Source organism: Isoptericola sp. S6320L (genome assembly GCF_023015685.1).
Lineage (GTDB): Bacteria > Actinomycetota > Actinomycetes > Actinomycetales > Cellulomonadaceae > Isoptericola > Isoptericola halotolerans_A.
Map to the genome: position 1 here is coordinate 94202 of NZ_JALKAT010000008.1, position 25446 is coordinate 119647.

34 protein-coding genes are annotated in these 25446 nt (G+C 73.5%); 15 read left to right on the top strand and 19 right to left on the bottom strand.

Features of this window, described 5'->3' with window-relative positions; translation table 11 throughout:
- Nucleotides 1-7: 7 nt before the first annotated feature.
- A complete protein-coding gene (locus MWU57_RS06940) occupies nt 8-886 on the bottom strand; it encodes a helix-turn-helix transcriptional regulator (RefSeq protein WP_246908279.1) in 879 nt (292 codons plus the stop codon).
- 117 nt (nt 887-1003) lie between these two features.
- Here MWU57_RS06940 and MWU57_RS06945 point away from each other — a divergent pair, with 117 nt between their 5' ends.
- From MWU57_RS06945 to MWU57_RS18045, 7 genes are all read left to right on the top strand, one after another.
- Complete coding sequence (locus MWU57_RS06945; RefSeq protein WP_246908281.1) at nt 1004-2455, top strand: MFS transporter; 1452 nt, start codon at nt 1004-1006, stop codon at nt 2453-2455.
- An 89-nt stretch (nt 2456-2544) separates the two neighbouring features.
- A complete protein-coding gene (locus MWU57_RS06950) occupies nt 2545-3318 on the top strand; it encodes a thioesterase family protein (RefSeq protein ID WP_246908283.1) in 774 nt (257 codons plus the stop codon).
- A 76-nt stretch (nt 3319-3394) separates the two neighbouring features.
- Nucleotides 3395-4225, top strand: coding sequence for an aldo/keto reductase (locus tag MWU57_RS06955; RefSeq protein ID WP_246908285.1), 831 nt, complete (start codon nt 3395-3397; stop codon nt 4223-4225).
- Between the two features lie 45 nt (nt 4226-4270).
- Nucleotides 4271-5230, top strand: coding sequence for an LLM class flavin-dependent oxidoreductase (locus MWU57_RS06960; protein ID WP_246908287.1), 960 nt, complete (start codon nt 4271-4273; stop codon nt 5228-5230).
- Between the two features lie 284 nt (nt 5231-5514).
- The gene (locus MWU57_RS06965) at nt 5515-5994 is read left to right on the top strand and encodes a DUF2975 domain-containing protein (protein WP_246908289.1); all 480 of its coding nucleotides are present in this window, start codon (nt 5515-5517) and stop codon (nt 5992-5994) included.
- Nucleotides 5994-6248, top strand: coding sequence for a helix-turn-helix transcriptional regulator (locus MWU57_RS06970; protein WP_246908291.1), 255 nt, complete (start codon nt 5994-5996; stop codon nt 6246-6248). The genes MWU57_RS06965 and MWU57_RS06970 overlap by 1 nt, the downstream gene beginning before the upstream one ends.
- Before the next feature lie 3 nt (nt 6249-6251).
- Complete coding sequence (locus MWU57_RS18045) at nt 6252-7433, top strand: NAD(P)/FAD-dependent oxidoreductase (RefSeq protein ID WP_308221150.1); 1182 nt, start codon at nt 6252-6254, stop codon at nt 7431-7433.
- Nucleotides 7434-7505: 72 nt separating this feature from the next.
- Here MWU57_RS18045 and MWU57_RS06980 read toward each other — a convergent pair whose 3' ends face one another.
- The gene (locus MWU57_RS06980; protein ID WP_246908293.1) at nt 7506-7799 is read right to left on the bottom strand and encodes a DUF4287 domain-containing protein; all 294 of its coding nucleotides are present in this window, start codon (nt 7797-7799) and stop codon (nt 7506-7508) included.
- Nucleotides 7799-8134, bottom strand: coding sequence for a cupin domain-containing protein (locus MWU57_RS06985; protein ID WP_246908296.1), 336 nt, complete (start codon nt 8132-8134; stop codon nt 7799-7801). The genes MWU57_RS06980 and MWU57_RS06985 overlap by 1 nt, the downstream gene beginning before the upstream one ends.
- An 85-nt stretch (nt 8135-8219) precedes the next feature.
- Here MWU57_RS06985 and MWU57_RS06990 point away from each other — a divergent pair, with 85 nt between their 5' ends.
- The 5 genes from MWU57_RS06990 (at nt 8220) to MWU57_RS07010 (ending at nt 12970) form a co-directional block, all read left to right on the top strand.
- A complete protein-coding gene (locus MWU57_RS06990) occupies nt 8220-9200 on the top strand; it encodes a helix-turn-helix transcriptional regulator (protein WP_246908299.1) in 981 nt (326 codons plus the stop codon).
- 94 nt (nt 9201-9294) lie between these two features.
- On the top strand, nt 9295-9747 hold the full coding sequence (locus MWU57_RS06995; protein WP_246908302.1) for a nitroreductase/quinone reductase family protein: 453 nt from the start codon (nt 9295-9297) through the stop codon (nt 9745-9747).
- A gap of 281 nt (nt 9748-10028) precedes the next feature.
- On the top strand, nt 10029-11669 hold the full coding sequence (locus MWU57_RS07000) for an HNH endonuclease signature motif containing protein (protein ID WP_246908305.1): 1641 nt from the start codon (nt 10029-10031) through the stop codon (nt 11667-11669).
- A 28-nt stretch (nt 11670-11697) separates the two neighbouring features.
- On the top strand, nt 11698-12186 hold the full coding sequence (locus MWU57_RS07005; protein WP_246908307.1) for an ATP-binding protein: 489 nt from the start codon (nt 11698-11700) through the stop codon (nt 12184-12186).
- A gap of 88 nt (nt 12187-12274) precedes the next feature.
- Nucleotides 12275-12970 carry an HAD family hydrolase gene (locus tag MWU57_RS07010; RefSeq protein ID WP_246908309.1) on the top strand — a complete coding sequence of 232 codons (696 nt, stop codon included), beginning with the start codon at nt 12275-12277 and terminating at the stop codon, nt 12968-12970.
- On the opposite strand, the gene MWU57_RS07015 is transcribed toward MWU57_RS07010, so the two are convergent.
- The 8 genes from MWU57_RS07015 to rpmB form a co-directional block, all read right to left on the bottom strand.
- Complete coding sequence (locus MWU57_RS07015) at nt 12960-13226, bottom strand: hypothetical protein (protein ID WP_246908311.1); 267 nt, start codon at nt 13224-13226, stop codon at nt 12960-12962. The two genes, MWU57_RS07010 and MWU57_RS07015, sit on opposite strands and share 11 nt — an antisense overlap.
- Nucleotides 13227-13230: 4 nt before the next feature.
- A complete protein-coding gene (locus tag MWU57_RS07020) occupies nt 13231-13497 on the bottom strand; it encodes a GlsB/YeaQ/YmgE family stress response membrane protein (RefSeq protein ID WP_106264104.1) in 267 nt (88 codons plus the stop codon).
- Nucleotides 13498-13631: 134 nt separating this feature from the next.
- Nucleotides 13632-13802: a 50S ribosomal protein L32 gene (rpmF, locus tag MWU57_RS07025; RefSeq protein ID WP_246908313.1), complete on the bottom strand. Its 171-nt coding sequence runs from the start codon at nt 13800-13802 to the stop codon at nt 13632-13634.
- Nucleotides 13803-13811: 9 nt separating this feature from the next.
- Nucleotides 13812-13934: a type B 50S ribosomal protein L36 gene (ykgO, locus tag MWU57_RS07030; protein WP_171781804.1), complete on the bottom strand. Its 123-nt coding sequence runs from the start codon at nt 13932-13934 to the stop codon at nt 13812-13814.
- Complete coding sequence (locus MWU57_RS07035) at nt 13931-14254, bottom strand: type B 50S ribosomal protein L31 (protein WP_246908314.1); 324 nt, start codon at nt 14252-14254, stop codon at nt 13931-13933. Before MWU57_RS07035 ends, ykgO begins: the two co-directional genes overlap by 4 nt.
- Nucleotides 14255-14264: 10 nt before the next feature.
- Nucleotides 14265-14570 carry a 30S ribosomal protein S14 gene (gene rpsN, locus MWU57_RS07040; protein ID WP_106264096.1) on the bottom strand — a complete coding sequence of 102 codons (306 nt, stop codon included), beginning with the start codon at nt 14568-14570 and terminating at the stop codon, nt 14265-14267.
- Nucleotides 14570-14737: a 50S ribosomal protein L33 gene (rpmG, locus tag MWU57_RS07045; RefSeq protein WP_106264094.1), complete on the bottom strand. Its 168-nt coding sequence runs from the start codon at nt 14735-14737 to the stop codon at nt 14570-14572. The genes rpsN and rpmG overlap by 1 nt, the downstream gene beginning before the upstream one ends.
- On the bottom strand, nt 14737-14973 hold the full coding sequence (gene rpmB, locus MWU57_RS07050; protein WP_106264092.1) for a 50S ribosomal protein L28: 237 nt from the start codon (nt 14971-14973) through the stop codon (nt 14737-14739). Before rpmB ends, rpmG begins: the two co-directional genes overlap by 1 nt.
- Before the next feature lie 83 nt (nt 14974-15056).
- On the opposite strand from rpmB, the gene MWU57_RS07055 reads away from it, so the two are divergent.
- Nucleotides 15057-16202, top strand: a complete 1146-nt coding sequence (locus MWU57_RS07055; RefSeq protein ID WP_246908316.1) for a GTP-binding protein — start codon at nt 15057-15059, stop codon at nt 16200-16202.
- A 69-nt stretch (nt 16203-16271) separates the two neighbouring features.
- Here the strand turns inward: MWU57_RS07055 and MWU57_RS07060 are convergent, their stop codons facing one another.
- From MWU57_RS07060 to MWU57_RS07075, 4 genes are all read right to left on the bottom strand, one after another.
- Nucleotides 16272-17477, bottom strand: coding sequence for an MFS transporter (locus tag MWU57_RS07060; protein ID WP_246908317.1), 1206 nt, complete (start codon nt 17475-17477; stop codon nt 16272-16274).
- A gap of 68 nt (nt 17478-17545) precedes the next feature.
- Entirely contained in the window at nt 17546-17860 is a 315-nt protein-coding gene (locus MWU57_RS07065; RefSeq protein WP_106264086.1) for a DUF4235 domain-containing protein, read from the bottom strand.
- Nucleotides 17861-17905: 45 nt separating this feature from the next.
- A complete protein-coding gene (locus tag MWU57_RS07070) occupies nt 17906-18370 on the bottom strand; it encodes an ATP-binding protein (RefSeq protein WP_207767759.1) in 465 nt (154 codons plus the stop codon).
- Nucleotides 18363-18683 carry an STAS domain-containing protein gene (locus MWU57_RS07075; RefSeq protein ID WP_243401141.1) on the bottom strand — a complete coding sequence of 107 codons (321 nt, stop codon included), beginning with the start codon at nt 18681-18683 and terminating at the stop codon, nt 18363-18365. The genes MWU57_RS07070 and MWU57_RS07075 overlap by 8 nt, the downstream gene beginning before the upstream one ends.
- Nucleotides 18684-18787: 104 nt before the next feature.
- Here MWU57_RS07075 and MWU57_RS07080 point away from each other — a divergent pair, with 104 nt between their 5' ends.
- Nucleotides 18788-20023, top strand: a complete 1236-nt coding sequence (locus tag MWU57_RS07080) for an alkaline phosphatase family protein (protein WP_246908319.1) — start codon at nt 18788-18790, stop codon at nt 20021-20023.
- Here the strand turns inward: MWU57_RS07080 and helR are convergent.
- From helR to MWU57_RS07100, 4 genes are all read right to left on the bottom strand, one after another.
- Complete coding sequence (helR, locus tag MWU57_RS07085) at nt 20010-22289, bottom strand: RNA polymerase recycling motor ATPase HelR (RefSeq protein ID WP_246908320.1); 2280 nt, start codon at nt 22287-22289, stop codon at nt 20010-20012. The genes MWU57_RS07080 and helR overlap by 14 nt on opposite strands.
- Nucleotides 22290-22416: 127 nt before the next feature.
- Entirely contained in the window at nt 22417-23658 is a 1242-nt protein-coding gene (locus tag MWU57_RS07090; protein ID WP_246908322.1) for a type II toxin-antitoxin system HipA family toxin, read from the bottom strand.
- The gene (locus MWU57_RS07095; protein ID WP_106264080.1) at nt 23651-23890 is read right to left on the bottom strand and encodes a helix-turn-helix domain-containing protein; all 240 of its coding nucleotides are present in this window, start codon (nt 23888-23890) and stop codon (nt 23651-23653) included. The genes MWU57_RS07090 and MWU57_RS07095 overlap by 8 nt, the downstream gene beginning before the upstream one ends.
- 94 nt (nt 23891-23984) lie before the next feature.
- Nucleotides 23985-24326 carry a DUF6480 family protein gene (locus MWU57_RS07100; protein ID WP_246908323.1) on the bottom strand — a complete coding sequence of 114 codons (342 nt, stop codon included), beginning with the start codon at nt 24324-24326 and terminating at the stop codon, nt 23985-23987.
- Between the two features lie 50 nt (nt 24327-24376).
- On the opposite strand from MWU57_RS07100, the gene MWU57_RS07105 reads away from it, so the two are divergent.
- Nucleotides 24377-25414: a YihY/virulence factor BrkB family protein gene (locus tag MWU57_RS07105; protein ID WP_246908325.1), complete on the top strand. Its 1038-nt coding sequence runs from the start codon at nt 24377-24379 to the stop codon at nt 25412-25414.
- Nucleotides 25415-25446 lie beyond the last annotated feature (32 nt).

The window sequence follows — 25446 nt, forward strand, 5'->3', positions numbered from 1 at the left end:
CCCGTCGTCAGGACGTGGTGGTGAGCAGACGGAGGGCCGCGGAGGACGTGCTGCCGGGCTCGGCGGTGTGGGTGAGGAGGCGTTGCCCGTTCCCCTCCGGCAGGTGCAGCACCTCGTAGTCGAGCTCGAGATCACCGACCTCGGGGTGGCGGAACCGCTTGGAACCGCTCGTGCAGAGCCTGACATCGTGCCCGGCCCAGAGGTGCGCGAACTCGGGGCTGTTCACGCTGAGGTCCCCGACGAGCTCCGCCAGTCGCCTGTCGTCGGCGAACTGCGCCGCCACGTAGCGCAGCGAGGCGACCGCCAGGGCGGCCTCGTCGTCCCAGTCGACGTAGAGGTCGCGCGTGTGCGGGTCGAGGAAGAGAAGTCTCAGCTGGTTCGGGCGGTCCTCGGGCGGGACGGGCGCCTCGGCGTCGAGGTGGCCTGCCAGCAGCAGGTGCCCCGCACGGTTCCACGCGAGGATGTCGCTGAACCGGCCCAGCAGCACCGCGGGCACCTCACCCATCGCGTGGAGGAGCTGTTCCGCGCCCGGAGTGGCCCTCTCGGGCGCGACGGGGCGACGCCTCGGCGTGACCGGACGCGCCAGCGCGAACAGGTGGGCCCGCTCGTCGGCCTCCAGCCGCAGGGCACGCGCGAGCGCGTCGATCACGGCGTCGGAAGCGTTCTGCGACTGCCCCTGCTCCAGCCTGGTCAGGTAGGTCATGGACACCCCGGCGAGCTGCGCCAGCTCCTCCCGGCGGAGCCCCGGCACCCGCCGGCGGCCGTAGCTGTTGACACCGGCCGCGTCGGGACTGAGCCGATCACGTCGCGAGCGCAGGAACGCGCCGAGCTCGGTCACGGGCCGGTCCGTGTCCGCGGGCCGCACATCGGTGCCGTGAGGTTCCATGCGCTCCATTGTCTTCCTCCTGCCTCGGCCGAGCCTGGCCCTGTCGGTGCTAGGCAGCGCACGGGTCGGCGGACCAGGGCCCTGGCTGCCCTCGCCGGCGCGCACGAGCGTGAACCCATGAGCACCATCGAACCCTCGGCCACCACCCGCACGCACGTCCCTCCTCGACCGGCCGGGCCCGGGAGCCCTTTCGACCGGACGCAGAAGACCGCGACGGCCGTCCTGCTCACGGCGAACTTCACTCTCGCCGTGGACTTCTCGATCCTGAACGTCGCACTGCCCCACATCGGTGCCGACCTCGGGTTCCCGACCTCAGCCCTGCAGTGGATCGTCACCGCGTTCGCCCTCTGCGCCGCCGGCTTCACGCTGTTCTTCGGTCGGCTCGCCGACCTGTTCGGCCGCAAGCGGCTCTTCCTGGTCGGGACCGTGCTGCTCGGTGTCTCCTCACTGGCCGGCGGCCTCGCCCAGGGGCCCGGGTTGCTCATCGCCGCGCGCGTGGGACAGGGCATCGCCACCGCCACGATCACCCCGGCGGCGCTGTCGCTCATGACGACGATGTTCCCCGAGGGCCCCGCCCGCTCCCGGGCGCTGGGGCTCAACGGTGCGCTCATGGCTGCCGGATTCACCGCCGGCGCGGTGCTCGGCGGTGTCCTGACCGGTGCCGCCTCGTGGCGCTGGGCGTTCTTCCTCAACGTCGTGGTGGCCCTCGCCGTGATCCTCACGGCGCCGTTCGTCCTCCGCGAGCCGACCCGCGGCCCGCGGCCACGGCTCGACGTGCCCGGTGCGGTCCTCATCACCCTCGCCCTGGTCGCCCTCGTGCTCGGGATCGACACGGCAGGCCACGCCGGCTGGAGCCACCCCGGATCATGGGGGTCGATCGTCGCCGCGCTCGTCCTGTTCGCGGCCTTCCTCACCGTGGAGTCCCGGCTGCGGGAACCCCTCGTCGCTCCCGCGCTGCTCAGGCGCGGGAACGTCGCCTGGGGCAACGTGGCCGGACTGCTGGCGTTCGCCACGGAGACATCGCTGGTGTTCTTGCTGACCCTGTACCTGCAGGACGTCCTCGGCTACAGCGCCGTCACCGCCGGGCTCGTCCTCGGCGTCCTCGGCATCGGCACCGTCGTGGGCGGACTGATCGCCCCTCGCATCATCGGCAGGACGAGCTCGAAGACTGCCGTCGTCCTCGGGTTCGTCGTGCAGGGCGCCGCCACGATCCCGCTCGCCTTCGTCTCCGACAGTCGTGCCTGGATCGTCCCGCTGATCATGGTCACCTTCGTGGGCGGCGTCGCCAACCTCGTCGCGATCGTCGGGTTCACGGTCACGTCGACCGCCGGGGTGCCGGCCGACCAGCAAGGGCTGGCGACCGGGCTGGTCACCATGAGCCAGCAGGTCGGCATCGCCCTGGGGACGCCCCTCATGTCCGCCGTCGCCACCGCGTTCGCCGCCGCGACGCTGTTGCCCGGGCTCCAGGTCGCGATCGGCGTCAACGGTCTCCTTGCGCTGGCCGCCGCCGCCCTCGTCGCCGTCTTCCTCCGGCTGCCGCGCCACGACGCGGTCGCGGGCGCCCGATGACGTCTTCATAGCCGGGACCGCCCAGCGGGGACCGCGCCCGTCCACCGGCGCGGCGCGGTCCACCTGGTCAGTCCTGCCAGGATGTCGCCATGGCCTACTTCCGTCGCACCGGCGCCTCCACGTTCGACCCGACCTCCGCCGTCGGCGGCGCCTGGAACACCGCTGAGCAGCACGTCGCCCCGACGTTCGGCCTGCTCACCCACCTCGTCGAGACGGACCGGGTCGCGCGAGGACGCGACGACCTCGCCGTGACGCGCCTGTCGTTCGACGTCTGGGGCCCCTACCCGCTGGCCCCGATGGAGGCCGCCCTGCAGGTGCTGCGGCCCGGGCGCGGGGTCGAGCTGGTCGAGGCCGAGGTCTCGTGCGGCGGCCGCCGGGTGGCCACGCTGCGGGCGTGGCTCGGGGGCGTCGGCGACACGGGGGCGCTGGCGGCCGGCGTCCCGGCCGCGATGCCGGGGCCGGACGAGACGCCGGCCTGGGACCCGACGACGGACTGGCCCGGCGGGTTCGTCGCCTCCCTCGAGGTGCGGCGGGCCCTGGAGGAGCCCGGCCGTGGCCGGGTGTGGGCGCGCACGGACGTCCCGCTGCTCGACGGCGAGGAGGTCGGCACGCTCGCGCGCACGGCCGGGCTCCTCGACGTCGCCAACGGGATGACGGTCCGGAGCGACCCGCGCCGGGTGGCGTTCCCCAACCTCGACCTCGCCGCCCACCTGTTCCGGGCGCCGCGCGGCGACTGGCTGGGCCTGGACACGACCGTCACGTTCGGGCCGACCGGGGCCGGGCTGACCTCCGCCGTCCTGCACGACGCCGAGGGGGCGTTCGGCCGGCTGGCGCAGTCCCTGGTGGTGCGGGACCTCTCCTGAGGCTCCTGGGCGACGGGACCGGTCCGCGCGTACGGTCGCACCGAGGAAAGCACCGCACGCTCACGAGGAGGACCCCATGCCCGCACCGACGACCACCGGCGGCCTGACGCTCCCCCGGATCGGGTTCGGCACCGCCGCCCTCAAGGGGCAGCACGGCGCCCGGACGATCGCTGAGGCCTTGCGGGCGGGCTACCGGCTGATCGACTCCGCGTTCAACTACGAGAACGAGGGCGCCGTGGGTGCCGGGGTGCGCTCGAGCGGCGTGCCCCGCGACGAGGTGATCGTCACCTCCAAGCTGCCCGGCCGGCACCATGCGCACGACGCGGCGATCGCGGCGATCGAGGAGAGCGTCTACCGCACGGGGCTCGACCACCTCGACCTGTACCTGATCCACTGGCCGAACCCCTCGCAGGGCCGCTACGTCGAGGCCTGGGAGGCGTTGATCGAGGCGCGCGAGCGCGGGCTGGTCCGCGCCATCGGCGTGTCGAACTTCCTGCCCGAGCACGTGGACCGGCTGGTGGAGGCCACCGGCGTGGTCCCCGCGGTGAACCAGGTCGAGCTGCACCCGTACTTCCCGCAGGCGGACCAGCGCGCGGACGACGCGTCGCGCGGCATCGTCACCGAGGCGTGGAGCCCCCTCGGCCGGGCGAGCGAGGTGCTGCAGGACCCGGTGCTGGTGCGGATCGCCGAGGGCCACGGTGCGAGCGTGCCCGAGGTGATCCTGGCCTGGCACGCGCGGCTCGGCGTCGTGCCGCTGCCCAAGGCGACGGCGCCGGAGCGGCAGCAGCAGAACCTCGCCGCGATCGACCTGGAGCTGACGGACGCCGACGTCGAGGCCATCGCCTCGCTCGCCCGTCCCGACGGGCGGAACAACGACCAGGACCCGGCGGTCTACGAGGAGTTCTGACGTGTCGATCGCGCTCGTCGACGAGCGCTCTGGTAGACATGCTCGATGAATTCGCAGTCGAGCATCGGCGTGATCCTCCCGCGTGACCTTCCCGCGCACCAGGTGCTGGGCTATGCCCGGAAGGCCGAGCGCCTCGGGTTCGACGAGCTGTGGGTCGTCGAGGACCTCGGTTTCCGCGGCGGCTTCTCACAGGCCGGGGCCGTCCTGGCCGGTACCGAGAACATCGGTGTCGGGATCGGGATCCTGCCTGCGGCGTCCCGCAACGTTGCCTTCGCAGCGATGGAGATCGCGACGCTCGGCCAGCTCTTCCCCGGGAGGGTCGCCGTCGGAATCGGGCACGGCATGCCGGGCTGGATGCGGCAGGCCGGTTGCTGGCCGGACCGACCGCTGACGTTCCTGAGCGAGTACACGCAAGGGGTGCGTGCACTCCTGGGCGGCGACACCCTGAACGGCACGGTCGCGGGTGCTCGCCTCGAGGACGTGCGGCTGGAACCGTCGTCGCTGCCCGAGACCTCGCCGCCGATCCTGCTCGGTGTCCGTGGGCCGCGGTCCCTCGCGGCGTCGGGGCAGGTGGCGGACGGAACCGTGCTGGCCGAGCCGGTCACGCCCGAGTACGTGGTCGCGGCGCGCGAGCAGATCGCGGCCCAGGACGCGCACCGAGTCGTCGCCTACAACCTCGCTGCTGTCGACCCGGACCCGGACGTCGCCATCGCCACGGCGCGGCCAGGCCTCGAGTGGATCGGGGAGCCGGACTGGGCGCCGCACCTCCGTCCGCTGCCGTTCGCGGCGGAGTTTGCGGCGTTGCGTGCCGGCTGCGCCACTCGACAAGAGTTCGCCGAGCGACTGCCCGCACCATGGGTACAGCAGCTCGCGCTCGCCGGAACGCCCGCCCAGGTCCGCACACGGATCGACGACCTGACGGCGGCGGGGGTCACGTCCAACGTGCTCATGCCCGCCGGTCCTGACCCGCTCGCCGCGCTGGAACAGCTCGCGACGGTGCTGTGAACCGGGCGCGGCTGCCCACCGCCCGGACCGTCGAGCAGCAGGCCCACCCAGCCAGGCCCGTTGTCGAGCCCCTCGACGTCGAGCACCACCGCCACGGGGTTGCCCGTGCACGGATCCTGGCCGAAGACGTCCACCTGCCGGAATCTGCGCTCCATCCGGGAAAACTAGCCGCTGGGCACCGCTCCCCCGCGCCCGGCGCACAGGTCCGGTGTCGCCCTCGTGGAGACATCGAAAAACGGTCTCTTCCTATTGACTTTCGATAGATGTCGCGCGAGCCTCGCTTCATGTCCCGGACATCTCGCCTCGTCGTCCCCCTGCGCGTCCTGCTCGCCGCCGTCTTCCTCACGCTGGTCGGCGCGCAGGTCGCCGTGCTCCCCGCCGTCTTCCGCCGCATGGCTGAGCAGAGCCCGGACCTCGAACCGCTCCGCTGGCCCCTGCTCGCCCTCGCCGTCGTCGTCCTGGCCTGCGTCGAGGTGGTGCTCGTGTGCGCCTGGAAGCTGCTCGCGATGGTCCGCGACGACCAGATCTTCTCCGCGCGCTCGTTCGTCTGGGTGAACACGATCCTCGCCGCGGTCGCCGTCGCCTGGGTGCTCGTGCTCGTCGCCTGCGTGCTGGTCGCCGCCGCCGAGGGCCTCTCGGGGATCGCCGCGCTGCTGCTCGTGGTGCTCCTGGTGGGTGCCGCCGTCGGCCTCCTCATGGTGGTGCTGCGTGCCCTGCTGGTGCAGGCGACCGCCCTGCGCACCGACCTGGACGCGGTGATCTGATGCCGATCGTCGTCCGCCTCGACGTCGAGCTCGCCCGCCGCAAGATGAGTGTCGGCGAGTTCGCCGAGCGCGTCGGGCTCACGCCCGCCAACGTGGCCGTGCTGAAGAACGGTCGCGCCAAGGCCGTGCGCTTCTCGACGCTCGAGGCCATGTGCCGCGTGCTCGGGTGCCAGCCCGGCGACCTCCTCGAGTGGGTCGACGACGATGCCCCGTCCGACGGCGACGCTCCGTCCGACCACGACCCGGCGGCCTGAGCCGTGCTCACCGGACGCCTGCCCACCACGGACGTGCTCGTCGTCGGCGCCGGGCTCGCCGGCCTGCACACCGCCACCGAGCTCGCGCGGCGCGGTCACGACGTCGTGCTCGCCGAACGCCGCCACCACCTCGACGGGACCGTGCGCACCACCGGCATCTTCGTACGCCGCACGCTGGAGGACTTCGACCTGCCGCCCGAGCACCTCGGCCCGCCGATCCGCCGCATGGTGCTCTACCCGCCGTCGCACCGCCGTCCCGTGGTGCTCGACAGCGCCCACGACGAGTACCGCGTGGGCGACATGGCGCCGCTGTACGTGACGCAGGCGCGCGCCGCGGCCGCCGCCGGCGTGCGCATCCTGCTCGGTACCCGGTACGCCGGGCGGGACGGCGCGGAGCACGTGCTGCACGGCCCGGACGGCCCGGCACGGCTCCGAGCCCGGTTCGTCGTGGGGGCCGACGGCGCCCGGTCGGCCGTGGCGCGCGAGCTCGGCCTCGACCGGAACACCGAGCTGCTCATCGGCGCGGAAGAGGTCTACCCCGTGCCACGCCGCGCCGTCGTGCCCGCGTTCCACTGCGTCGTCGACCCCCGCCTCGCGCCCGGGTACCTCGCCTGGGTGCTCGACGACGGCGAGCACGTCCACGTGGGCGTCGCCGGCTACGCCGACCGGTTCCCCCGCGGGATGCGCCAGGCGTTGCGCGAGTTCTCGGCGTCGGCCCCCGGGCTCGCGGGCGTCCCGGGCCTCCCGGGCGGCACGGGGCCCGAAGGCGGAGCGCGGCCGGGCTCCGCCGCCTCGCCCGGGCAGGTCGAACGGCGCGGCGGGCCGATCCCGGTCGGCGGGCTGCTGCGCCGGATCGCCAGCCCGCACGGCCTCCTCGTCGGCGACGCCGCCGGAGCCGTCTCCCCCTTGACCGCCGGCGGGCTGGACCCGTGCCTGCGGCTGTCCGAGCACGCCGTCGACGTGCTCGACGAGGCCCTGTTGACCGGTCGGCGGGACGCGCTACGACGCTACGACGGCGCCGCGCTGCGGGCCCGGTTCCGCGGCCGGCTCACCCTGCGTCGAGGACTGTCGATGGTGCGCACACCCGCCGCCGCGGCCGCCGGGGTGGCTTTGCTGCGCACGCCGCCCGGGCGGGCCGCGGCGCGCCGGATCCTGTTCGGGAGCGGGTCGTTCCCCGACCCGTAAGCCCGGCCGCCCGGCGGCCCGGCGGCCCGGCGGCGCCGTGGTGCCGTGGCCCGTCGGCAAGGCGGCGCCGTGTCACCAGTCGTCGGGCCGGGAATCCTTCCCCTCGAGCCACAGCCGGTCGCCCGAGTCCCGGTGCGCGCCGTCGGTGCCCACGTGCTTGCTGCTGATCCGGTCACCCTTCGTGATGACGTGGACCATGGCCATCGCGTGCCCGTGGCCGAGGCCGTAGGTCTCCTTGAGCCACGTCGCGACAGGGGTCGCCTTGCTGCCGTGACCGAACCCCTGCTCGGCGGCGGCGTCGACGAGCTGGCGCGGGGTCAGCCCGGTCTTGGTCTCGACGGCGTCGAGGTAGGCCTGGAAGGACATCAGCGGAACTCCTGGATCATCGTGGCGGACGCGTGGAGGCAGATCATGCGCAGGGTGCCGGCGCCGGTGCTGGTGAACCCGTGCCAGACGCCAGGCTGCACCACGGCGGTGTCCCCCGCGCGAGCGACGACCGTCTGGTCGCCGATGGTGATCGTGGCCTCGCCCTCCAGGACGGACCACGTCTCGGTGTACGGGTGGCGGTGCAGGCCGGGCCCCTGACCCGGCTCGCTCGTCACGAGGAAGAACGAGACCCCCGACCCGTGGTCACGCCCCTCGAAGCGCAGCGTCCTCGAGCCCGGGATGCGGATGGCCTCCGCGCTGACGACCGTGGCCATGAGTCCTCCGTTCGGTGCGCTCGACCCAAGCGGTCGAGGTGGACCCAGCCTCGTGCGCGCGCCGGCCGCCGCCTAGAGTTTCGACGTGCATCGAAACGTGGTGGAGTTCCGCCTGACGCCCGACGACCTCTCCGCGATCCGGTTCGGCGTCTCCCCGGGCCACGAGCTCGCGCACGCCGTGCGGGTGCTGGGCCGGCCGCAGTACCACCCGCTGCAGTGGGGCTGGTTGCGCCAGGCGCGTCACCACGTCCCGGCACGCGCCTTCGATCTGCTCCGGCTCCTCGTCGGACCGGACGGCTACCTGCCGGACTTCCTCACGTCCACACCCGCCTGGGACCTCGGTCCTGCCGAGGAGGTCGAGCGGTTGCGCGAGACCGCCCTCGAGCCGATGCGGGTGGACCTGCACAAGCGCGTCGCCCGCACCAGCGGCACCGAGCAGCGGCTGCTGCGCGCGCTGGCCGACGACCTCCCGCGCACCCGGTCCGCCGTCGCCGACGCCTGGCAGCAGGTCTGGGACGCCGTCCTGGCGCCGTACTGGCCGCAGCTCGAGCGGCTGCTGCGGGCCGACATCGGCGTGCGCTCCCGCCGGACGACGACGCACGGCCTCGCGGCGATGGTCGACACCCTGAACGACGCGGTGACCTGGGGCTCGCACGCCGTGCACGTCCGGCTCCGCCTGCACCACGAGGTGCTCGACTGCGCGGGCAGCGGACTCGTGCTGACGCCGTCCGTCATGGCGCCGCGCTGCGCCGTCGTGACGGAGCCGCCGGCCCAGCCGACCCTGTTCTACCCGGCGCTGGGGGTGTCGGAGCGTTGGGCCGACACCGCGGCCGACCCGACGCAGGCGCTCGCCGGCCTGCTCGGTGCCGGCAGGGCCGGTGTGCTCCTCGCCCTGCGCGCGCCGCTGTCGACCAGCGAGGTCGCCGTCGCCCAGGGGCTCGCCGTCTCGACCGCGTCGCACCACCTGTCACGACTGGCGGCGGCGCGGCTCGTCGACTCGCGGCGCGAGGGCACCCGCGTCGTGCACGTGCGCACGCCGCTGGGCGAGGCGCTCGTCGGCGGGTGAGCGACGGGGCTCCACGCCGGCGGCCGGGGCTCCGGTCCACGGCTCGTCCCGCGTAGCCTCGTCGGTGCGACGTCACCGACGACCGGGAGAGCCGATGTCCTTCACCCACCCGCAGGGAACGTACGGCGCACGGATGCCCAGCGGCCCCCTCATGAAGCTGGCGAACAAGCTCGCCGCCTGGCGCGCCCGTCGCACGTCCGGGAGCACGCTGGGCATGAGGCTGCTGGTGCTGACCGCCGTCGGACGCACGAGCGGCCAGCCGCGCTCCACCCCGCTGGCCTGGTTCCCCGACGGCGACGGCTGGCTGGTGGTCGCGTCCGCGGGCGGGGACGCGTCAAATCCCGGCTGGTACCGCAACGTCGCCGCCCACCCCGAGGAGGTCACCATCGAGCTCGGCGGCGAGAAGATCCCCGTCACGGCCACCGAGCTCCAGGGCGAGGACCGCGCCGTCGCGTGGGAGCGCATCACGGCGTCCGCGAAGCAGTTCGCCGGTTACGAGAGCAAGACGGACCGGCAGATCCCTGTGGTCCGGCTGACGCGGCGCTGATCCTGGGGTCTGGGTCGCCGCTCCTGGGCGAGCAGGGGGTTGCGGGGCGGCGAGCCTCGACGGTCACCGCTGGGTTGCTCGCCGTCGTGCCGACGGCACCGGGTCGGTCGCCGTGGCTCGCCTGCGGGCACCGAGGCTACGGCGGACCTGTGGACACTCGGGGCTGTCCACAGAATGCGCAGAAATGCCCGTTGACCTGGTAAGACGAACATATGTTCGATAGCATCGGAGGTGCCCACAGGGGGAACAGGAACCCACCGAGACGGCCACGGGGAGGGACGATGACGACTCGACGCGACACGCTCGGCCTGCTCGCCGAGATCGAGTCCGCCGTCGACTCCCTCGCGGCCCATGGCCTCTCGGCCGGAGAGGACGCCGGCACCCTGACGGAGCTGACCGCAAGGCTCCGGACGATCGAGGAACGCCTCGGCGCGGTGCGCCTCCGACTGCTCACGGAGCTCGACGACGCCGGGACGTGGGCGATCGACGGGTCCCGGTCGTTCGCCCACTGGTTGTCCCGGACGCAGGACGTCACGCTCGCCACCGCGCGCCGCGAGGTGCGCACGGCAAAGACCCTCCGCGACGCCCTGCCGGCCACCGCCCTCGCGGCCGTGGAGGGAGCGGTCGGGGCGGACCACGTGCGAGCGATGGTGGACATCGCCCCGACCTCGCAGGCCCGCCGTGATGCCCTGGCGGCCCCGGTGGCGACCGATGGCGCGGAGGAGGCCGACGCATCGGGTACGCCTGCGGACACCTCAGCGCCACCCACCGGCGAGGAGTTCCTGCTCGCGCTCGCCGGCCGGTACCCGGTCGGACCCTTCCGCCGCATGGTGCGCCGGTTCGCGCACGTCGCCGACCCGGAGTCCGACGAGCGCGGCTATGCCCGCGCCCGCGAGAAGGAGTTCTTCGAGGTCTCGCCCACCTGGGACGGCTACCACGTGGCCGGGTTTCTCACCGAGGAGCACGGCCAGGTGTTGCGGACGGCGCTCGACAGCGTCGTCGGGGCGCCCGCTGCCGCAGAGACCCGGACCTCTACCCAACGGCGGGCCCAGGGCATCGCCGACCTCGCCAGGATCGCTCTGGACAACGCGGCCGTGGGTACCGGAGCCTCAGTACGTCCCCACCTGAACGTCACCGTCGGCCTCACGGAGCTGCGCGCGGCGCTCGCCGCGTCGGACGGCGCTCCACCCGGCGCCACCGGCAACGGCTCCCAGGGCGCCCTGGTGCTGGGCAACGCCGCCGGCATCGACCCGCGCCGGATCGTCGGCGCTGACAGCATCAGCGAAGACGGCACGGCGGACGTCGCCACGGACAGCGCGCGCCGCGGATACGACCTTCCCGGAGGCGGCTGCCACGGAAGCGACGGCCCGGGAGGCGACGGTCCGGGAGGCGGCGGCCACAACGGCGGCGACGGCCTGCCGACGTTCGCGGACGGGCGCGGCCCGCTGCCGTCGTCGCTCCTGCGCCGGCTCGCGTGCGACAGCGAGCTGTCCCGGATCGTGTTCGGACCGGACAGCCAGGTCCTGGACGTCGGACGAAGTCGCCGGACCGTCACCGGGCAGCTGCGCCGGGCGGTGATCACCCGGGACCGGCACTGCACCTGGCCGGGGTGCGAGGAACCACCGAGTCGTTGCGAGGTCCACCACGCCGTCACCCACTGGGCGGACGGCGGAGGCACCAGCGTCGACAACGGGGCGCTGCTGTGCTGGCACCATCACGACCGGGTCGACGGTCAGGGCGTCACGATGCGTTGGCACCGTGGCCGCTGGGAGTTCCACGACAGGTTCGGCAACCCGATCGGCACCGGCCGCGAGCCCCACAGCGACGGGCTCGATGGTGCGCGGGAACGGACCCACCCCGCCTTCCGGGAGCAGGAGACCCGGGAGCACCGGGAGCATCAAGACCAGCGCGAGGCGGCATGACCGACAGGCAGGGCGCTAGTCTCGGCCGATGAGCCGGGTGTTCCTGATGTGCGGCCCTGCGGGGTCCGGGAAGTCGACGCGCGCCCGAGTGCTGGAGGCTCAGGGATGGGCACGCCTCTCCGTCGACGTCGCCGCGTGGCGGGAGGGCCGCCGGGACCACCCGCTGCCCGACGACGTCACCACCCGTCTGCAGGCCGAGCTGCGGCAGGAGTGCCTCGACCTGGTCCGCGCCGGTCGCGACGTCGTCGTCGACCTGTCGTTCTGGTCCCGCGCCATGCGTGACGAGTACCGCGACCTGCTGCGGCCGCTGGGAGTGGTCCCCGTGACGGTGTACCTGCCCACGCCGCGCGAGGTCGTCCTCGAACGACTCGCGCACCGCACAGGCACCGGGCCCGACGACGTGGTGGTCTCCCGGGAGACGGCACTGCGCTACCTCGACGCCTTCGAGGTGCCGACGCCGGACGAGGGCCCCCTCGAGGTGCTCGAGCACCACGTGGGGACGGCCTCCTCCGGCTGACGCCCGGGGTGGCGGGATCGCAGGACGGACCACAGGATCGACAGATGACCTCAGACCACCACCCTTTGCCCCGCACCCTCGGTGCCTCATGACCGGCGCGGTGCTGCTGGACGTCGATGGGACGCTCGTCGACTCCAACTACCTGCAGGTCGACGCCTGGCTCCGCTCGTTCCGCGACGTCGGGATCGACGTCGACGCCTGGCGCATCCACCGCGCGCTCGGGATGGCCGGGTCGCAGCTGATCCCCCGCGTCGCCACGCTGAGCGGCGTGGAACTGCGCCCCGGCGCCGCCGACGAGGTCGACGAGGCACACTCTCGGCACGAGGCCGCGTCGGCTCACCGCATGCGGGTGTTCGACGGCGCGCGCAAGCTGGTGCACGAGATCTCGGCCCGCGGTGCCCGACCGGTCCTCGCGACGTCGGCGTCGCCCGACCAGCTCGAGCGGCTGCGGGACCTGCTCGACGTGGAGGACGCGCTCTACGCGGTGACGTCGTCGCAGGACGTCGAGGCCTCCAAGCCGGAGCCCGAGCTCGTGCAGGTGGCGCTCCGGGCAGCGGGCGTCGCACCCACGGAGGCCGTGTTCCTGGGCGACTCCGTGTGGGACGTCATGGCTGCGCAGCGCGCCGGCGTGCCGTGCCTGGGTGTCCTGAGCGGCGGTGTCAGCGCGCAGGAACTGACCGACGCCGGCGCCGTCGAGGTCCGCACCGATGTCGCGGAGCTCCTCGCCGACCTGGACGGCAGCGCACTGGCGCCGGTCCTGGGATCTCGGGGACCTAGGGGTTGAGCAGCTCGTAGACCGGCGGCGAGTCCTGCGGCCCACCGGCCGCGTGGCGGAACGCGAGACCCGAGGCGTCGAACACCTCGAACCACTCGTCCCAGCCGACCTCACGGGCCTCCGGCATGCTGTCGTCCTGCGGGAACACGACGGCGGGAACGGGGCGGCCGCCGCTGAGCCCTGCCGCTTCGACGAGCATCGGCACGCCGGAACGCCCCTCGACCCACGAACGGATCTCCCGGTGGTCGGTGGTCGTGACCGTCACCGGCTCACGCCTTCCGTCCGGACGCACCGGCCACGATGGAGACGCCGATCGCGGCCAGGCCGATCTGGAAGGCCAGCTCGATCCAGTCGATCCCGCCGGTGTCCTGGACACCGATGAGGCTGGCGAGCCACGTACCGAGCAGCGCGGCGACGATGCCGACGAGGATCGTCACGATGATCGAGATGTTCTGACGCCCGCGGACCACCAGCCGTCCGAGCGCGCCGATGATGGCGCCGATGATGATGGCCGTGATGATGCCGCCTGCAGTCATGACTGAACCTCCTGGTCGTCGGGTCGCGCCCCCCCGGCCAAGATATGGCTGGTCCGGCCTCGCTGCACGACGGCCTCGCTGCACGACGGCCGTCCCGGCCCCGCACGACGGCGGGGCCGGGCGTCGCGTCGTCGTCAGCGGGGGACGAGCACTCGCCCCTCCCGGACCGCGCGGGCGAGCCGCGGCGGGACCTGGACGCTCTCACCGCCGACCACGACCGGCACCAGGGCCGGCTCGACGGCCTTCCACTGCGCCCGCCGGCTGCGGGTGCGCGAGCGGGACATCTTGCGCTTGGGGACTGCCATGGGTGCTCCTCAGCCTTGGCGCGCCTTCCAGCGCGGGTTCTGCTTGTTGATGACGTAGGTCTTGCCGCGGCGCCGCACGACCTTCGCGCCGGGCTTGTCCTTGAGGGACCGCAGCGAGGCGCGGACCTTCATCGCGCACCCCCGTCCGGGACGGCGGCGGCCGCCGCAGCACCGGCCGCAGAGCCGGCACCGTACCGGCGACGGAACTTCTCGACGCGGCCCGCGGTATCGACGACGCGCGCGGCGCCGGTCCAGAACGGGTGGCTGGCGCTGGAGATGTCGACGTCGACCACGGGGTAGGTGTTGCCGTCCTCCCACTCGATGGTCCGTGCGGGGCGGCCGGGGCCGGACGGCGTCTCGCCGGCCAGCGTGGATCGCGTCAGGAACGCGAAACCGGCGCTGGTGTCGCGGAACACGACGGGGCCGTAGGTCGGGTGGATGGTCTTCTTCATGGTGTTCTCCTCACCAGCTCGACTTGGTCACGCCGGGCAGCTCGCCCCGGTGCGCCATCTGGCGCATCCGGATCCGCGAGAGCCCGAACTTGCCGACGTAGCCGCGCGGGCGGCCGTCGGCGGCGTCGCGGTTGCGCAGCCGGGTGGCGCTGGCGTCACGCGGCTGGCGCTGCAGCTCCATGACGGCGGCGGCCCGCTCCTCGGCGGTGGACGACGGCGCGGCGACGACCCGCTTGAGCTCGGCGCGGCGCTCGGCGTACCGCTCGACGACCTGCTGCCGGCGCAGGTTCGCGGCGATCTTCGACTTCTTGGCCATCAGCGGGTCTCCTTGAACTCGACGTGCCGGCGCACGACGGGGTCGTACTTGCGCAGCACCACGCGATCCGGGCTGTTGCGGCGGTTCTTGCGCGTCACGTAGGTGAAGCCGGTGCCCGCGGTGGAGCGCAGCTTGATGACGGGGCGCAGGTCGGTCTTGGAGGCCATCAGATCTTCTCTCCTCGGGCCCGGATGCGGGCGACGACGGCATCGATCCCGTCGCGGTCGATCGTCTTGATCCCCTTGGCGCTCACGCGCAGGGTGACGGTGCGGCCGAGCGAGGGGACCCAGTAGTGCTTCTTCTGGATGTTGGGGTCGAACCGCCGCTTGGTCCGCACGTGCGAGTGCGAGATCGAGTGGCCGAACCCCGGGACGGTGCCGAGCACCTGGCAGCGGGCGGACATGACTTCCTTCCGTGTGAGAACAGTTCTCATCTGGCGCTAGAGTGTGGCAGAAGCGATAATCATTCTCAACCACAGGAGGCGCTGTGCATTCCCGCCCGGACCACCCCGCCAGCCACCACCCCGCGCTGAGCGTGCTCGTCAGCACCGACCCCGTGCTCCGCGACACCACCGCCGCGAGCCTCGCGCTCACGTCACCGGGCGCCGTCGTCGTCCGCCACGACCTGCTGCCCGACGACGGAGCGCTCCGCCGCGTCGTCGTCGACGCGACCGGCGTGATCGAGGACGTCACGGTCGAGCTGGAGCACGCGTGCGTGTCCTGCAGCGTGCGCGAGGACGCCGTGCCCACGCTGGCCCGGCTGGCCGGGACCGGACGCTGGACCGACCTGGTCCTCGCGCTGCCCGTCACCGCGGAGCCGCTGCCGGTCGGGCGGGCGCTGGCCGCGCACACCGACGCCGGAGAGGTGCTCGAGGACCTCCGGTTCACCGCCACCGTGGCGGTCGTGGACCTGGACCGGGTCGAGGCGGACCTGCTCGGCGACGACCTCGTCGACGAGCGCGACCTGGCCCTCACCCCCGACGACGAACGACCGCTCGGCGAGGCGCTCGCCGCCCAGCTCGAGCAGGTCGACGTCGTGGTGACCACGGGCGACGACCCGACCGGCGCCGGCCTGGTCGACCGGCTGCGCGCCCGCGACAGCCGCCGGATCGACGGGCTGCACGAGCTCGACGTCACCGAGCTCGCCGCCTGCCGGCACGACAGCGTCGCCGCGGAGGGCAGGGCCCACCCCCTCGGCGCGCGCAACCCGCACCGGTCGAGCAGCGACCCGGCCGACCGGAGCTGGAGCCTGCTGTTGAAGTCACGCCGCCCCTTCCACCCGGAACGGCTGCTCGAGCAGATCGAGCACCTCGGCACGGGCCCCGTCCGCAGCCGCGGCGTCTTCCACGTGCCGGACCGGCCCGACTCCGTCTGCCTCTGGGACGGCGCCGGCGGAGCGCTGTGCGTCGCCGACCTCGGCACCTGGCAGGAGGTCGCCGGGAACCGGCCACCCGTCACCCGCATCCTCGTCGTGGGCGCCGGGGAGCCCGACGAGGCGCGCAGCACGCGGGACCGCATCCTCGACGCGTTCGGCGAGGCGCTCGCCACGGGCGCGGAGGTCGACGACGGCGGGCTGCGCTGGCTGGGCCGCAAGGACGTCCTCGAGCCGTGGCTCGGCGCCCGGGTGCCGTGACCGCACGGACGCGACGACGACGGTCGTCTTGGGCCCGTCGTCCCGGGCCCGTCGTCTCCGGTTCCGGTCTCAGCCCGTCCGGGCAGGCGACCGACCTGCCAGGAGCACGGCACCCGCCGCGACCGCGCAGACCACGGCGGTGGTCGCCAGCCCGGCGGCGAAGCTCGAGCCCGCCGCGATGAACCCGACCACCAGCGACCCGAGCCCGGTGCCCGTGTCGAACCCGATGTTCCACACGGTGCTGGCGGTCGGGTGGGATCGGTGCGGCACCGCCGCGAACGCCTCGACGAGCGTCAGGTTCTGCAGGCTGCCGTAGGACAGGCCCACCACGGTCATGCCCAGCACCAGGGCGGCGCCGCGCGTGCCGCCGTCGGCGATCGCCCAGGCGCACACGCCGAGCCCGGCCGCGCACAGGCCCAGCAGCGGGGCCAGGAAGACGCGCGGGCCGTACCGGTCCGCGGGGCCGCCCACCGCCCACCGGGACAGCGCCGTCGCCGCCGTGAAGCCCAGCAGACCGACCGCCGCCAGCGCGGCGCTGCCGGCGAACTGCGGGGCGAACGTCAGCAGCGCGCCGCCCGGCGTCGTGACCGCCAGGAGCACGAGCGACGGCAGGACCAGGCCGGCCAGGACCCGCCAGCGAGCACCGCCCGGCGCGGCGGGTGCGGTGTCACCGCCGTCGTCCGCCGTGACCCGCTCCAGCCGACCCCCGAGCACGGCGGCCGCCGGGACGCCGAGCACCGGCAGCGCCCCGAGGGCGAACACGACCGGGAAGTCGAGCGACTCGGCGATCCAGGCCGAACCGGGCACCAGCAGGAGCTGCGGGATCGCGATGGACAGCCCGTACACGCCGATCGCCCGCCCGTGGCGGGGGCCGTCCACGAGCGCGGCCACGGCGCTCGACCCGCAGACCGTCAGGACCGCGAACCCCATCCCCCGCACCGCCGAGAGGACGAGCAGCCACGGCAGGGAGTCGGTCAGCACGAACAGGGCCGACGGCAGGCCGAGCAGCAGCATGCCCGCGACCATCGTGGGGCGCCAGCCGATGCGGCGCAGCGCCGCCGGCATCGTGGTCTGGGTCAGCACCGTGGCCAGCATGAGCACGGCGTTGACGAGCCCGGCACCGCCCGACCCCGCCCCGCCGTGCACCGCCCACAGGGGGGCGACGGGCAGGAGCAGCGCGTAGCCGGCGAACCCGAGCGCGGACATGGTCAGCAGCGACCGCATCCCCGGCACCCGGGTGATCGGCCCACCGGGCGAGGTGGAGGGTTGGCGCATCCCGGCAACCTATCCCGCCGCCGGGGCGCGCCCCGCCGGGCAGGTCGGTCCGCCGGTCGGCCTGCCCCTCAGTCCCCCGGCCACTCCCCCGTCCACCGCTGGAACATGCGCGCCCCGCCCCGGTCGATGAGTGCCTTGACCAGCGCGAAGATCGCGCCCTGCAGGAGCGACGCGAGGACGATCTCTCGCATCGCGTACTCGGACTCGAGCGGCTTCGGCGGGTCGTCCGGGTGGCCGGGCGCCAGCCGCTTGTAGACCTGGCGGAACACCTGCCCGGCCACGAGGCCGCCCACGATGGAGCTCGCGAGCCCGAAGGGCCGGTAGAGGATCTTGGCGCTCTTGCTGCCCGACGCCTCGCGACGGGCTCCGTCGTTCTTGCTCATCCCTCGACGCTAGGCCGGGTCCGTCCAGCACGCAGCCGCGCCGGCTCAGGAGGTCAGGCTCGGCTGCCGGGAACGCGCGGCGAACCGCGCCCAGACGTGCTTGGCCGTCTCCGTGCTGTACCAGCCGACCTCGGCGGCCAGCCGCGCGGCGAGCAGCAGCCCGAAGCCGCCGCGGCCGCTGGGCCCCTCGACCGCGCCCGGCACGCGGTCCGGTGCCCGGTCGACCACGTCCAGCAGGTACTCGCCGTCCCGCTCGGACAACCGCACCACGGCCGGGCGGCCGGCGTAGCTGAGGGCGTTCGTCGCGAGCTCGCTGGCGACCAGGACGACGGACTCCGGGACGTCCTCGAGCGAGGACTCCGGCGACCCCGGCAGGGTGGCGCTCAGGTCGTCGCGGATCATGGCGAGCTCCTCGACCGCCAGGAGCGGCCAGGACCTCACCTCGCGGAACCCCTGCGGGGCTCGCGCCACCGGAAGCGTCTGGTGCACGAAGTCGTCCTCCTCAGTCACCGAGGACGAACAGCCTATCGACACCCGTGATGCGCAGCAGGTCGAGAATTCTGCTCGACGCGTCGACGAGCACCGGTGGCGTGGGCTTCGACTCCACCGCGGTGTACAGCAGGCGCAGCCCGCCCGAGTCGATGAACGTCACCTGGCCGAGGTCCACCGTCAGCGGTTCCCCGGCCGTCCTGCGCAGGTGATCGGCCACCTGCGTCTCCACCCGCTTCTGCACGGCCCCGTCGATCTCGCCCCACATCGTCCAGTGGGCACGCTCGGGGTCGATGCGGACACCACCGTGAATCATCTCGTCGTCCACAGTCACCTTCTGAGCTCATCCTCAGGCCGCGGCTGCTTCACGACCGGTCACATAGTGCCCGACCCGCCGTCGTCGTGCCGAATCGGCGCCACCGGCGCGACCATGGAGGCATGGAATCCGCTGCCGGCACGCCCGCACCGCCGGCCGACCACGTCGTCCTCCTCGCCCTGGACGGGTTCGACGCCGGCTACCTCCCGCTGCTCGACGGCCTGCCGACGCCGCACCTGGACGCCCTCGTGCGTCGTGGGAGCCTGACCACCGGAACGGGGGTGATGCCGAGCATCACCAACCCGTCGTGGACCTCGATCGCCACCGGTGCCTGGCCGGAGCGCCACCTGAACTCGGCGTTCTGGTACGACCCGGAGGGGCGCGTCGCCCGTGGGCAGCAGCGTGACGTCGCGGTGCCCACCCTGGCGGAGGCCGTGCGCGAGCAGGGCGGCACCGTGCTGTGCGTGCAGTGGCCCGTGCTGCAGGACCACGGCACCGCGTTCGGCGACCCCGACGGTCTGTACACCCGGCCGGGCGGCGACAGCGCGCGACGGGTCGACGACGCGGTCGCGGTCCTGCGCGGCGAGCCCGTGCTCAGCGGGGGCAGGCCGGTCACCCTGAGCAGGCCGCCGCAGCTCGTCGCGGTCTACTGCGACGTCCTCGACGCCCTCGGCCACGCGGGCGGCGACCGGCACCCGGGCATCCCGGCCGCGCTGCAGGACATCGACGCACAGGTGGGGCGACTCGTCGCGGCCACCGAGGAGGCCGGCATCGCCGCCCGCACCGCCTTCGTGCTGCTGGGCGACCACGGCATGACGACGTTCGACCGGGGCTTCGGCCGGGCGGCCCGCACCGCGGTCGCGCGCGCCGGGTACCGGATGGAGATCGTGCGCCCCGGCGACGCGCCCCGGCGGCGGACCGACGTCGTCGCCGTCGTCGGCGGGGTGGCGAGCCTGCACCTGATCGGCCGCGCGGCCGACGACCCCCGAGCCGTGGCGGCGATCCGCGCGGCGCTCGAGGCGCTCCCCCAGGTGCGGGCCGTCCACGGCAAGGACGACCAGGCCCGGATGCGGATGAGCCCTCGCTACGGCGAGCTCGTCGTCGAGCCGCAGCCCGGTTGGTCGTTCGGCTCCACGCCCCGCCGACCGGCCGGCCGGCACGGTGCCAGCACCGAGCTGGAGGTGGCGTTCGCGCTGGCCGGTGCCGGGATCGCCCCCGGCCGGCCGCCGTCGGACCCCCGGCACGTCGACGTGGCGCCCACCGTGGCCGCGCTGCTCGGCATCGACCCGCCGGCCGGTGCGCAGGGGCGGGTGCTGACCGAGGCGCTGGCGGGGTACCCGGACCTCAGCCGCCCGTGAGCACCACGAGCCGCTGCGTCGCGCGGGTCATCGCGACGTAGCGGTCCACCGCCCCCTCGATCCCGTCGCCGAACCGGTGCGGGTCCACCAGCACCACCAGGTCGAACTCGAGCCCCTTCGCCAGCTCCGGCGTCAGCACCCGCACCCGCTCCCGCGGCGCGAGGTCCGCCGCGCCGATCACGCACGCGGTGCCGGCGTGCTCGGCGAGCCAGCCGTCGAGCACGCGCTCCAGCTCCGCCGTCGTGCCGTGGATCACCGGGCCGGCGCTGCGCACGGAGGTCGGGACGTTGGCGTCCGGGATCGCGGCACGGATCACCGGCTCGGCCGCGGCCATGACCTCGCTCGGCGTGCGGTAGTTGATGGTCAGCGAGGCGAGGCCCACGCGGTCGAGGCCGACGCGCTCCAGCCGCTGCCTCCACGACTCCGTGAAGCCGTGCCGGGCCTGCGCCCGGTCCCCCACCACCGTCAGGCTGCGCGAGGGGCAGCGCGCCAGCAGCATCTGCCACTCCGCGTCGGTGAGCTCCTGCGCCTCGTCGACGACGACGTGCGCGAACGGTCCGGCCAGGGCGTCCGGCTCGGCCGCCGGGACCGCCGAGTCGTCCACCAGCGCCGTGCGCAGGTCCTGGCCGCGCAGCATCGACATCACGGCCATCTCCGAGTCGTCGGTGGCGATCAGGTCGTCGACCACGTCGGCCAGCCGCGCCCGCTCCGCGGCGACGGCCGCCTCCTGCCGCCGGCTACGGCGCGCCGCCTGCGGGTCACCGATCCGACGGCGGGCCGCGTCCAGCAGGGGCAGGTCGGCCACCGTCCACGCGCGGGCGTCCGCGCGCTGCAGCGCCGAGACCTCGTCCGGCGCCAGCCACGGCGCGCACCGCCGCAGGTAGGCGGGCACCTCCCACAGGTCGCCGACGACGTCGGTCGGCTCCAGCAGCGGCCACGCCCGGCCGAACGCCCGCGCCAGGTCCCGGTTCGCGGCGAGCGCCCGCCGGGACGCGTCGTCGGGGTCGACGGCGGTCCGCCCGTAGGCGTCGAACTCGCCGTCCGCGTCGTCGTCCGCCCCGTCGAGGTCCGGCTCGTCGAGATCCGGCTCGTCGAGATCCGGCTCGTCGACCAGCTCGTCGCCCAGCTTGTCGATGCCGATGCGCAGCAACGCCTCCCAGACCTGGTCGCGCGCCTCGTTGTGCGGCGTGCCGGGCTCGGCCGCGTCGAACGCCTCCGCCCAGTCGTCGGCGCTGATCCAGACGTCGGCCGAGGGCGTCTCCACCAGCAGCCCCTCCGTCGGAGGGTTCTCGTAGAGCTGCACGGCCGGTTCGAGCGCGCCCACCATGCGCGCGTCCGACTTCAGCCGTGCCACCAGCGGGTCGGGCTCGGGGACGGCCGCCGCACCCTCGGGCACCAGGTCGGCCAGGACGCACGTCTGCACGCCCTCCTCCCCCAGGCTGGGCAGGACGTCGGAGACGTACGCCAGGTAGGGCCGGTGCGGGCCGACGAACAGCACCCCGCCCCGCCGGTGACCGAGCCGCGGGTCCGAGTACAGCAGGTAGGCGGTGCGGTGCAGGGCGACCACCGTCTTGCCGGTGCCCGGGCCGCCGTCGACCACCAGGGTGCCCTGCGCGCCCGCGCGGATGATCGCGTCCTGGTCCGCCTGGATGGTGCCCAGGACGTCGCGCATCCGGTCCGAGCGCTCGGCGCCGAGGCCCGCGATGAACGCGGACTGGTCGTCGAGCGCCGGGTGGTGGGCGAGCCCGTGCGCTCCGTCGCCGACGGCTCCGTCGGTGGCGAAGACCTCGTCCCAGTAGTCGCTGACCCGACCGTCCGCCCAGTGGTAGCGGCGGCGGCTCGCCAGCCCCATCGGGTCGGCGTGGGTGGCGCCGAAGAACGGCTCGGCCGCCGGCGAGCGCCAGTCGACGAGCAGGCGCGCCCCGTCGCCGTCCGTCAGGCCGAGACGCCCCACGTAGACGGGCTCACCGCCGTCGGCCGGGACCATGCGGCCCAGGCACAGGTCGAGGCCGAACCGCTGGAGCGTGCGCAGGCGGGCGGTGAGGCGGTGGACCTCCTGGTCGCGGTCCATCGCCGCCTGGCCGGGACCGCCGGGCGTGCGGCGCGCGGCGTCGAGCCGCTCGGTGAGGTCCGCCGTCGACGCCGCGAGGCTGGCGGCGATCGCCGCGAAGTGCCGCTCGTCGGCGGCGATCAGGGTGGCGTCGGCCTTGGCGGCGCGGGAGGCGGGCAGGTCGAAGACGCTCGGGGAACGGGAGGTCACGGGCATCAGCTCCGGTCGCGAAGCCCCGGGATGCCGGGGCGGAGACCTGAGATTTTGCGCCTCCCAGGGGGCCTTGCCGCAAGACCCCCTCTGCGCTATACCTTGAAGAGGGAAGCCGCAGCCACCACCACGATCAGTGGTGGCCGGCCTCGCGTCCGGCGCGAAGATTGGTCGCGAACCGCACGATGTCGTCGACCAGGCCTGGGTGCGCCCGCGGGTCCGGGGTCTCGACGGAGACCGTCTCGAGCACCGCCGCCAGGCTCTCGTCGACGACGTGGTCGGCGTCGCGCACACCCCATGAGTGGATCTCTGCCACCAGGTGGGCCCGCGTGATCGCTGCGTGCCGGTAGACGCGATCCACGGCGAGAGCGAGCTCGCCGTCGTTCGGCAGGTGCGCTTGTGGCACGACGTCGTAGGCCGGTGCGAGCTGGACGGACCCGTCACGGGGATGGAGAAGCGCCAGGTTCTTGGCATGCAGGTCGAGGTTGCCGATCGCCGCCGAGAGCACCGTCATGCGTGCCAGACGACGGACGGACCGTCGATCTCCCAGGGTGGTGAGCTCCCGGGCTACCCGAAGGAACGAGGCCTTGCCGCCGAACCGCTGATACTTCTGGTCCCCCTGTGTGCCGAGCACCTGGTTGAAGTCCTCCTGGTGGATCCGCTGCGGCGGGCTGTCGCCCGCGCCGCCTTCGCGGTCATAACGTTCGACGACGAGGGCGGGCACGCCGTCGAACTCCGTGATGCGGGTGTCGAAGTCTGCCAGGCCGAGGGCACGAGCGATCCTCGCGCCGTACTCCTCGTCGTAGATGATCGTGGGGTGGTCCCGCGAAGCGGGCTTGAGGATGTGGGTCGACGGGTATCCGTCCAGCGCGCGCGCCCATCCTGTGGAGGTCCGGACCAGGACCACCTTGTCCTGGACTCCCGCCAACGACGTCTTGCCGCCTTGCGGTTTGTTCGCCAGGGGGAACGAGGCCACCTCGCTCAGAAGGTCGGCGACCCCGCGAGGAGTCAGCGGTTCCACCGCCGGCGTCCTGGGCTCTCCGGGCATCTCGGGATCCCAGATCTGCAGAGCACCAGCGACGTCGCGTCCGTACGCCCGCAGCAGCGCGACCACGTCGTGCTCCGAGGTCCCAGCCTGCTGCGCGAGACGTGTCAGCATCCGACCCTCGGGCAGCAGCTCACGGAAGAAGTTCTGCCGGCGCCCTCGGCGTGCCCGCGCGGGCACCACCGCGAGCGGGACCGCCACCGACATCACCAGGCTGTCGAGGCCGAACTCCTCGATCGCGCCGGCGTCGGCGTCGAAGTCGAAGGTCCTCCCGTCGCCCGTCAGCCTCCCGATCGCGACCCCGTAGAGCTCGACCACCAGCTCAACCATCGGTGCTCTGCTCGGTGATCGTCGCCGAGAGCTCGGTCCCCGTCTCCCGCAGGACTGCGAAGAGCCGTTCGGTGTAGATCGAGGGCTTCCCGCTCTCGATCTCCCAGATGTAGCGCTGCGTGGTGCCGATGCGCGCCGCGAGCTCCCGCTGACTCCAGCCGTTGAGCAGCCTCGCCTGCTGGAGGATCCGACCCAAGGACTCGGGGCTGGTGACCCGGCCTGTGTACGACATGAGCATCCGCCTCCGATGACTACGCTTGAGTAGTCATCATCGATGACGCCGAAAAGGTAGTCAACAGTAGTGACTACCTTTTCAGCGTCACGGATCAGTCGAAGAGACCGACGCCGTACCCCACGAAGTAGGCCGCCGCGAGCACGACCACCACCCCGATCGCCACGAGCCACACCCACGGCGTGGCGCGGCGCGGGCCGTGCTCGTCGTGGCCCTGCGGAGCGCTCACCTGGCCTGCGGCCGGCGGGGTGTCGCCCGGCTGGACATCCGTCTCGCTGTCCCGTCCCGGCTCGGGGTCCGGGCGGTGCGCCCGGTCGTCGGCGTCGTGCGTCATCGAGGCCTCCGTCATGTCGAGGTTCGTCTCCACCGTAGGCACCGACGCCGTCTCGTCGCGCGCCGTGGGCCCGACCCGGCCGCGGCCTCGCGTTGCGGGCATCCGCGTCGCCGCAGAGCCTGGTGGCAGGACCGACGACACCTGGAGGGCCGATGGCTGACACCGACGAGTCGCGCACGGAACGGACGCACCGCGACTCCAGCAAGCCCGACTCCCCGCCCGACATGAAGGGCCCGCACTGGAAGCTCGCCCTCAAGGGCGCGTTCCGCGAGTTCAGCGACGACCAGTGCACCGACCTGGCCGCCGCCCTCACCTACTACGCGGTGCTGGCGTCCGCGCCGGCTCTCCTGGCCCTCATCTCCGTGCTCGGGCTGGTCGCCGACGCCGAGGCGGCAGTGAGCTCGGTCATGAACACCGTCTCCGACTTCTTGCCCGAGGAGACGCTGTCGATCGTCCAGCCGCTCGTCGAGAACGCCGCGAACTCCACCGGTGCGGGCCTCGCCCTGATCCTCGGTGTCGCGCTGGCCCTGTGGTCCGCCTCCGGGTACGTCACCGCCTTCAGCCGCGCGATGAACCGCGTGTACGAGGTCGAGGAGGGCCGGCCGTTCTGGAAGCTGCGCCCCGTCATGCTGGTGATCACCGCCGTGGTCCTCGTCCTGGTGATCCTGGTCGTCGCCAGCCTGGTGCTGTCCGGGCCGGTCGCCTCCGCCGTCGGCAGCGCCGTCGGGCTCAGCGACGTCGCACTGACGATCTGGAACATCGCCAAGTGGCCCGTCGCGCTGCTGCTCGTCATCATCGTGATCGCGCTGCTCTACCACTCGACGCCGAACGTCAAGCAGCCGAAGTTCCGGTGGGTCAGCGTCGGTGCGGCCGTCGCGATCGTCATCTGGGCGCTGGCCTCGGCGGCGTTCGGGTTCTACGTCGCCAACTTCGGCAGCTACGGGTCGACGTACGGCACCCTCGGTAGCGTCATCGTGTTCCTGCTGTGGCTGTGGATCACCAACCTGGCCCTCCTCTTCGGCGCGGAGCTCGACGCGGAGATGGAGCGCAGCCGCGAGCTGCAGGGCGGCATCGCCGCCGAGGAGACCATCCAGCTCCCGCCCCGCGACACCAGCGCCAGCGACAAGAAGGCCGCCAAGCGCGCCGACGCTGTCGCCGAGGCCCGGACGCTGCGCCGTCGGCCCGACTGAGGCCGGGACGACGGCGCAGCGTTCCTCGCCTC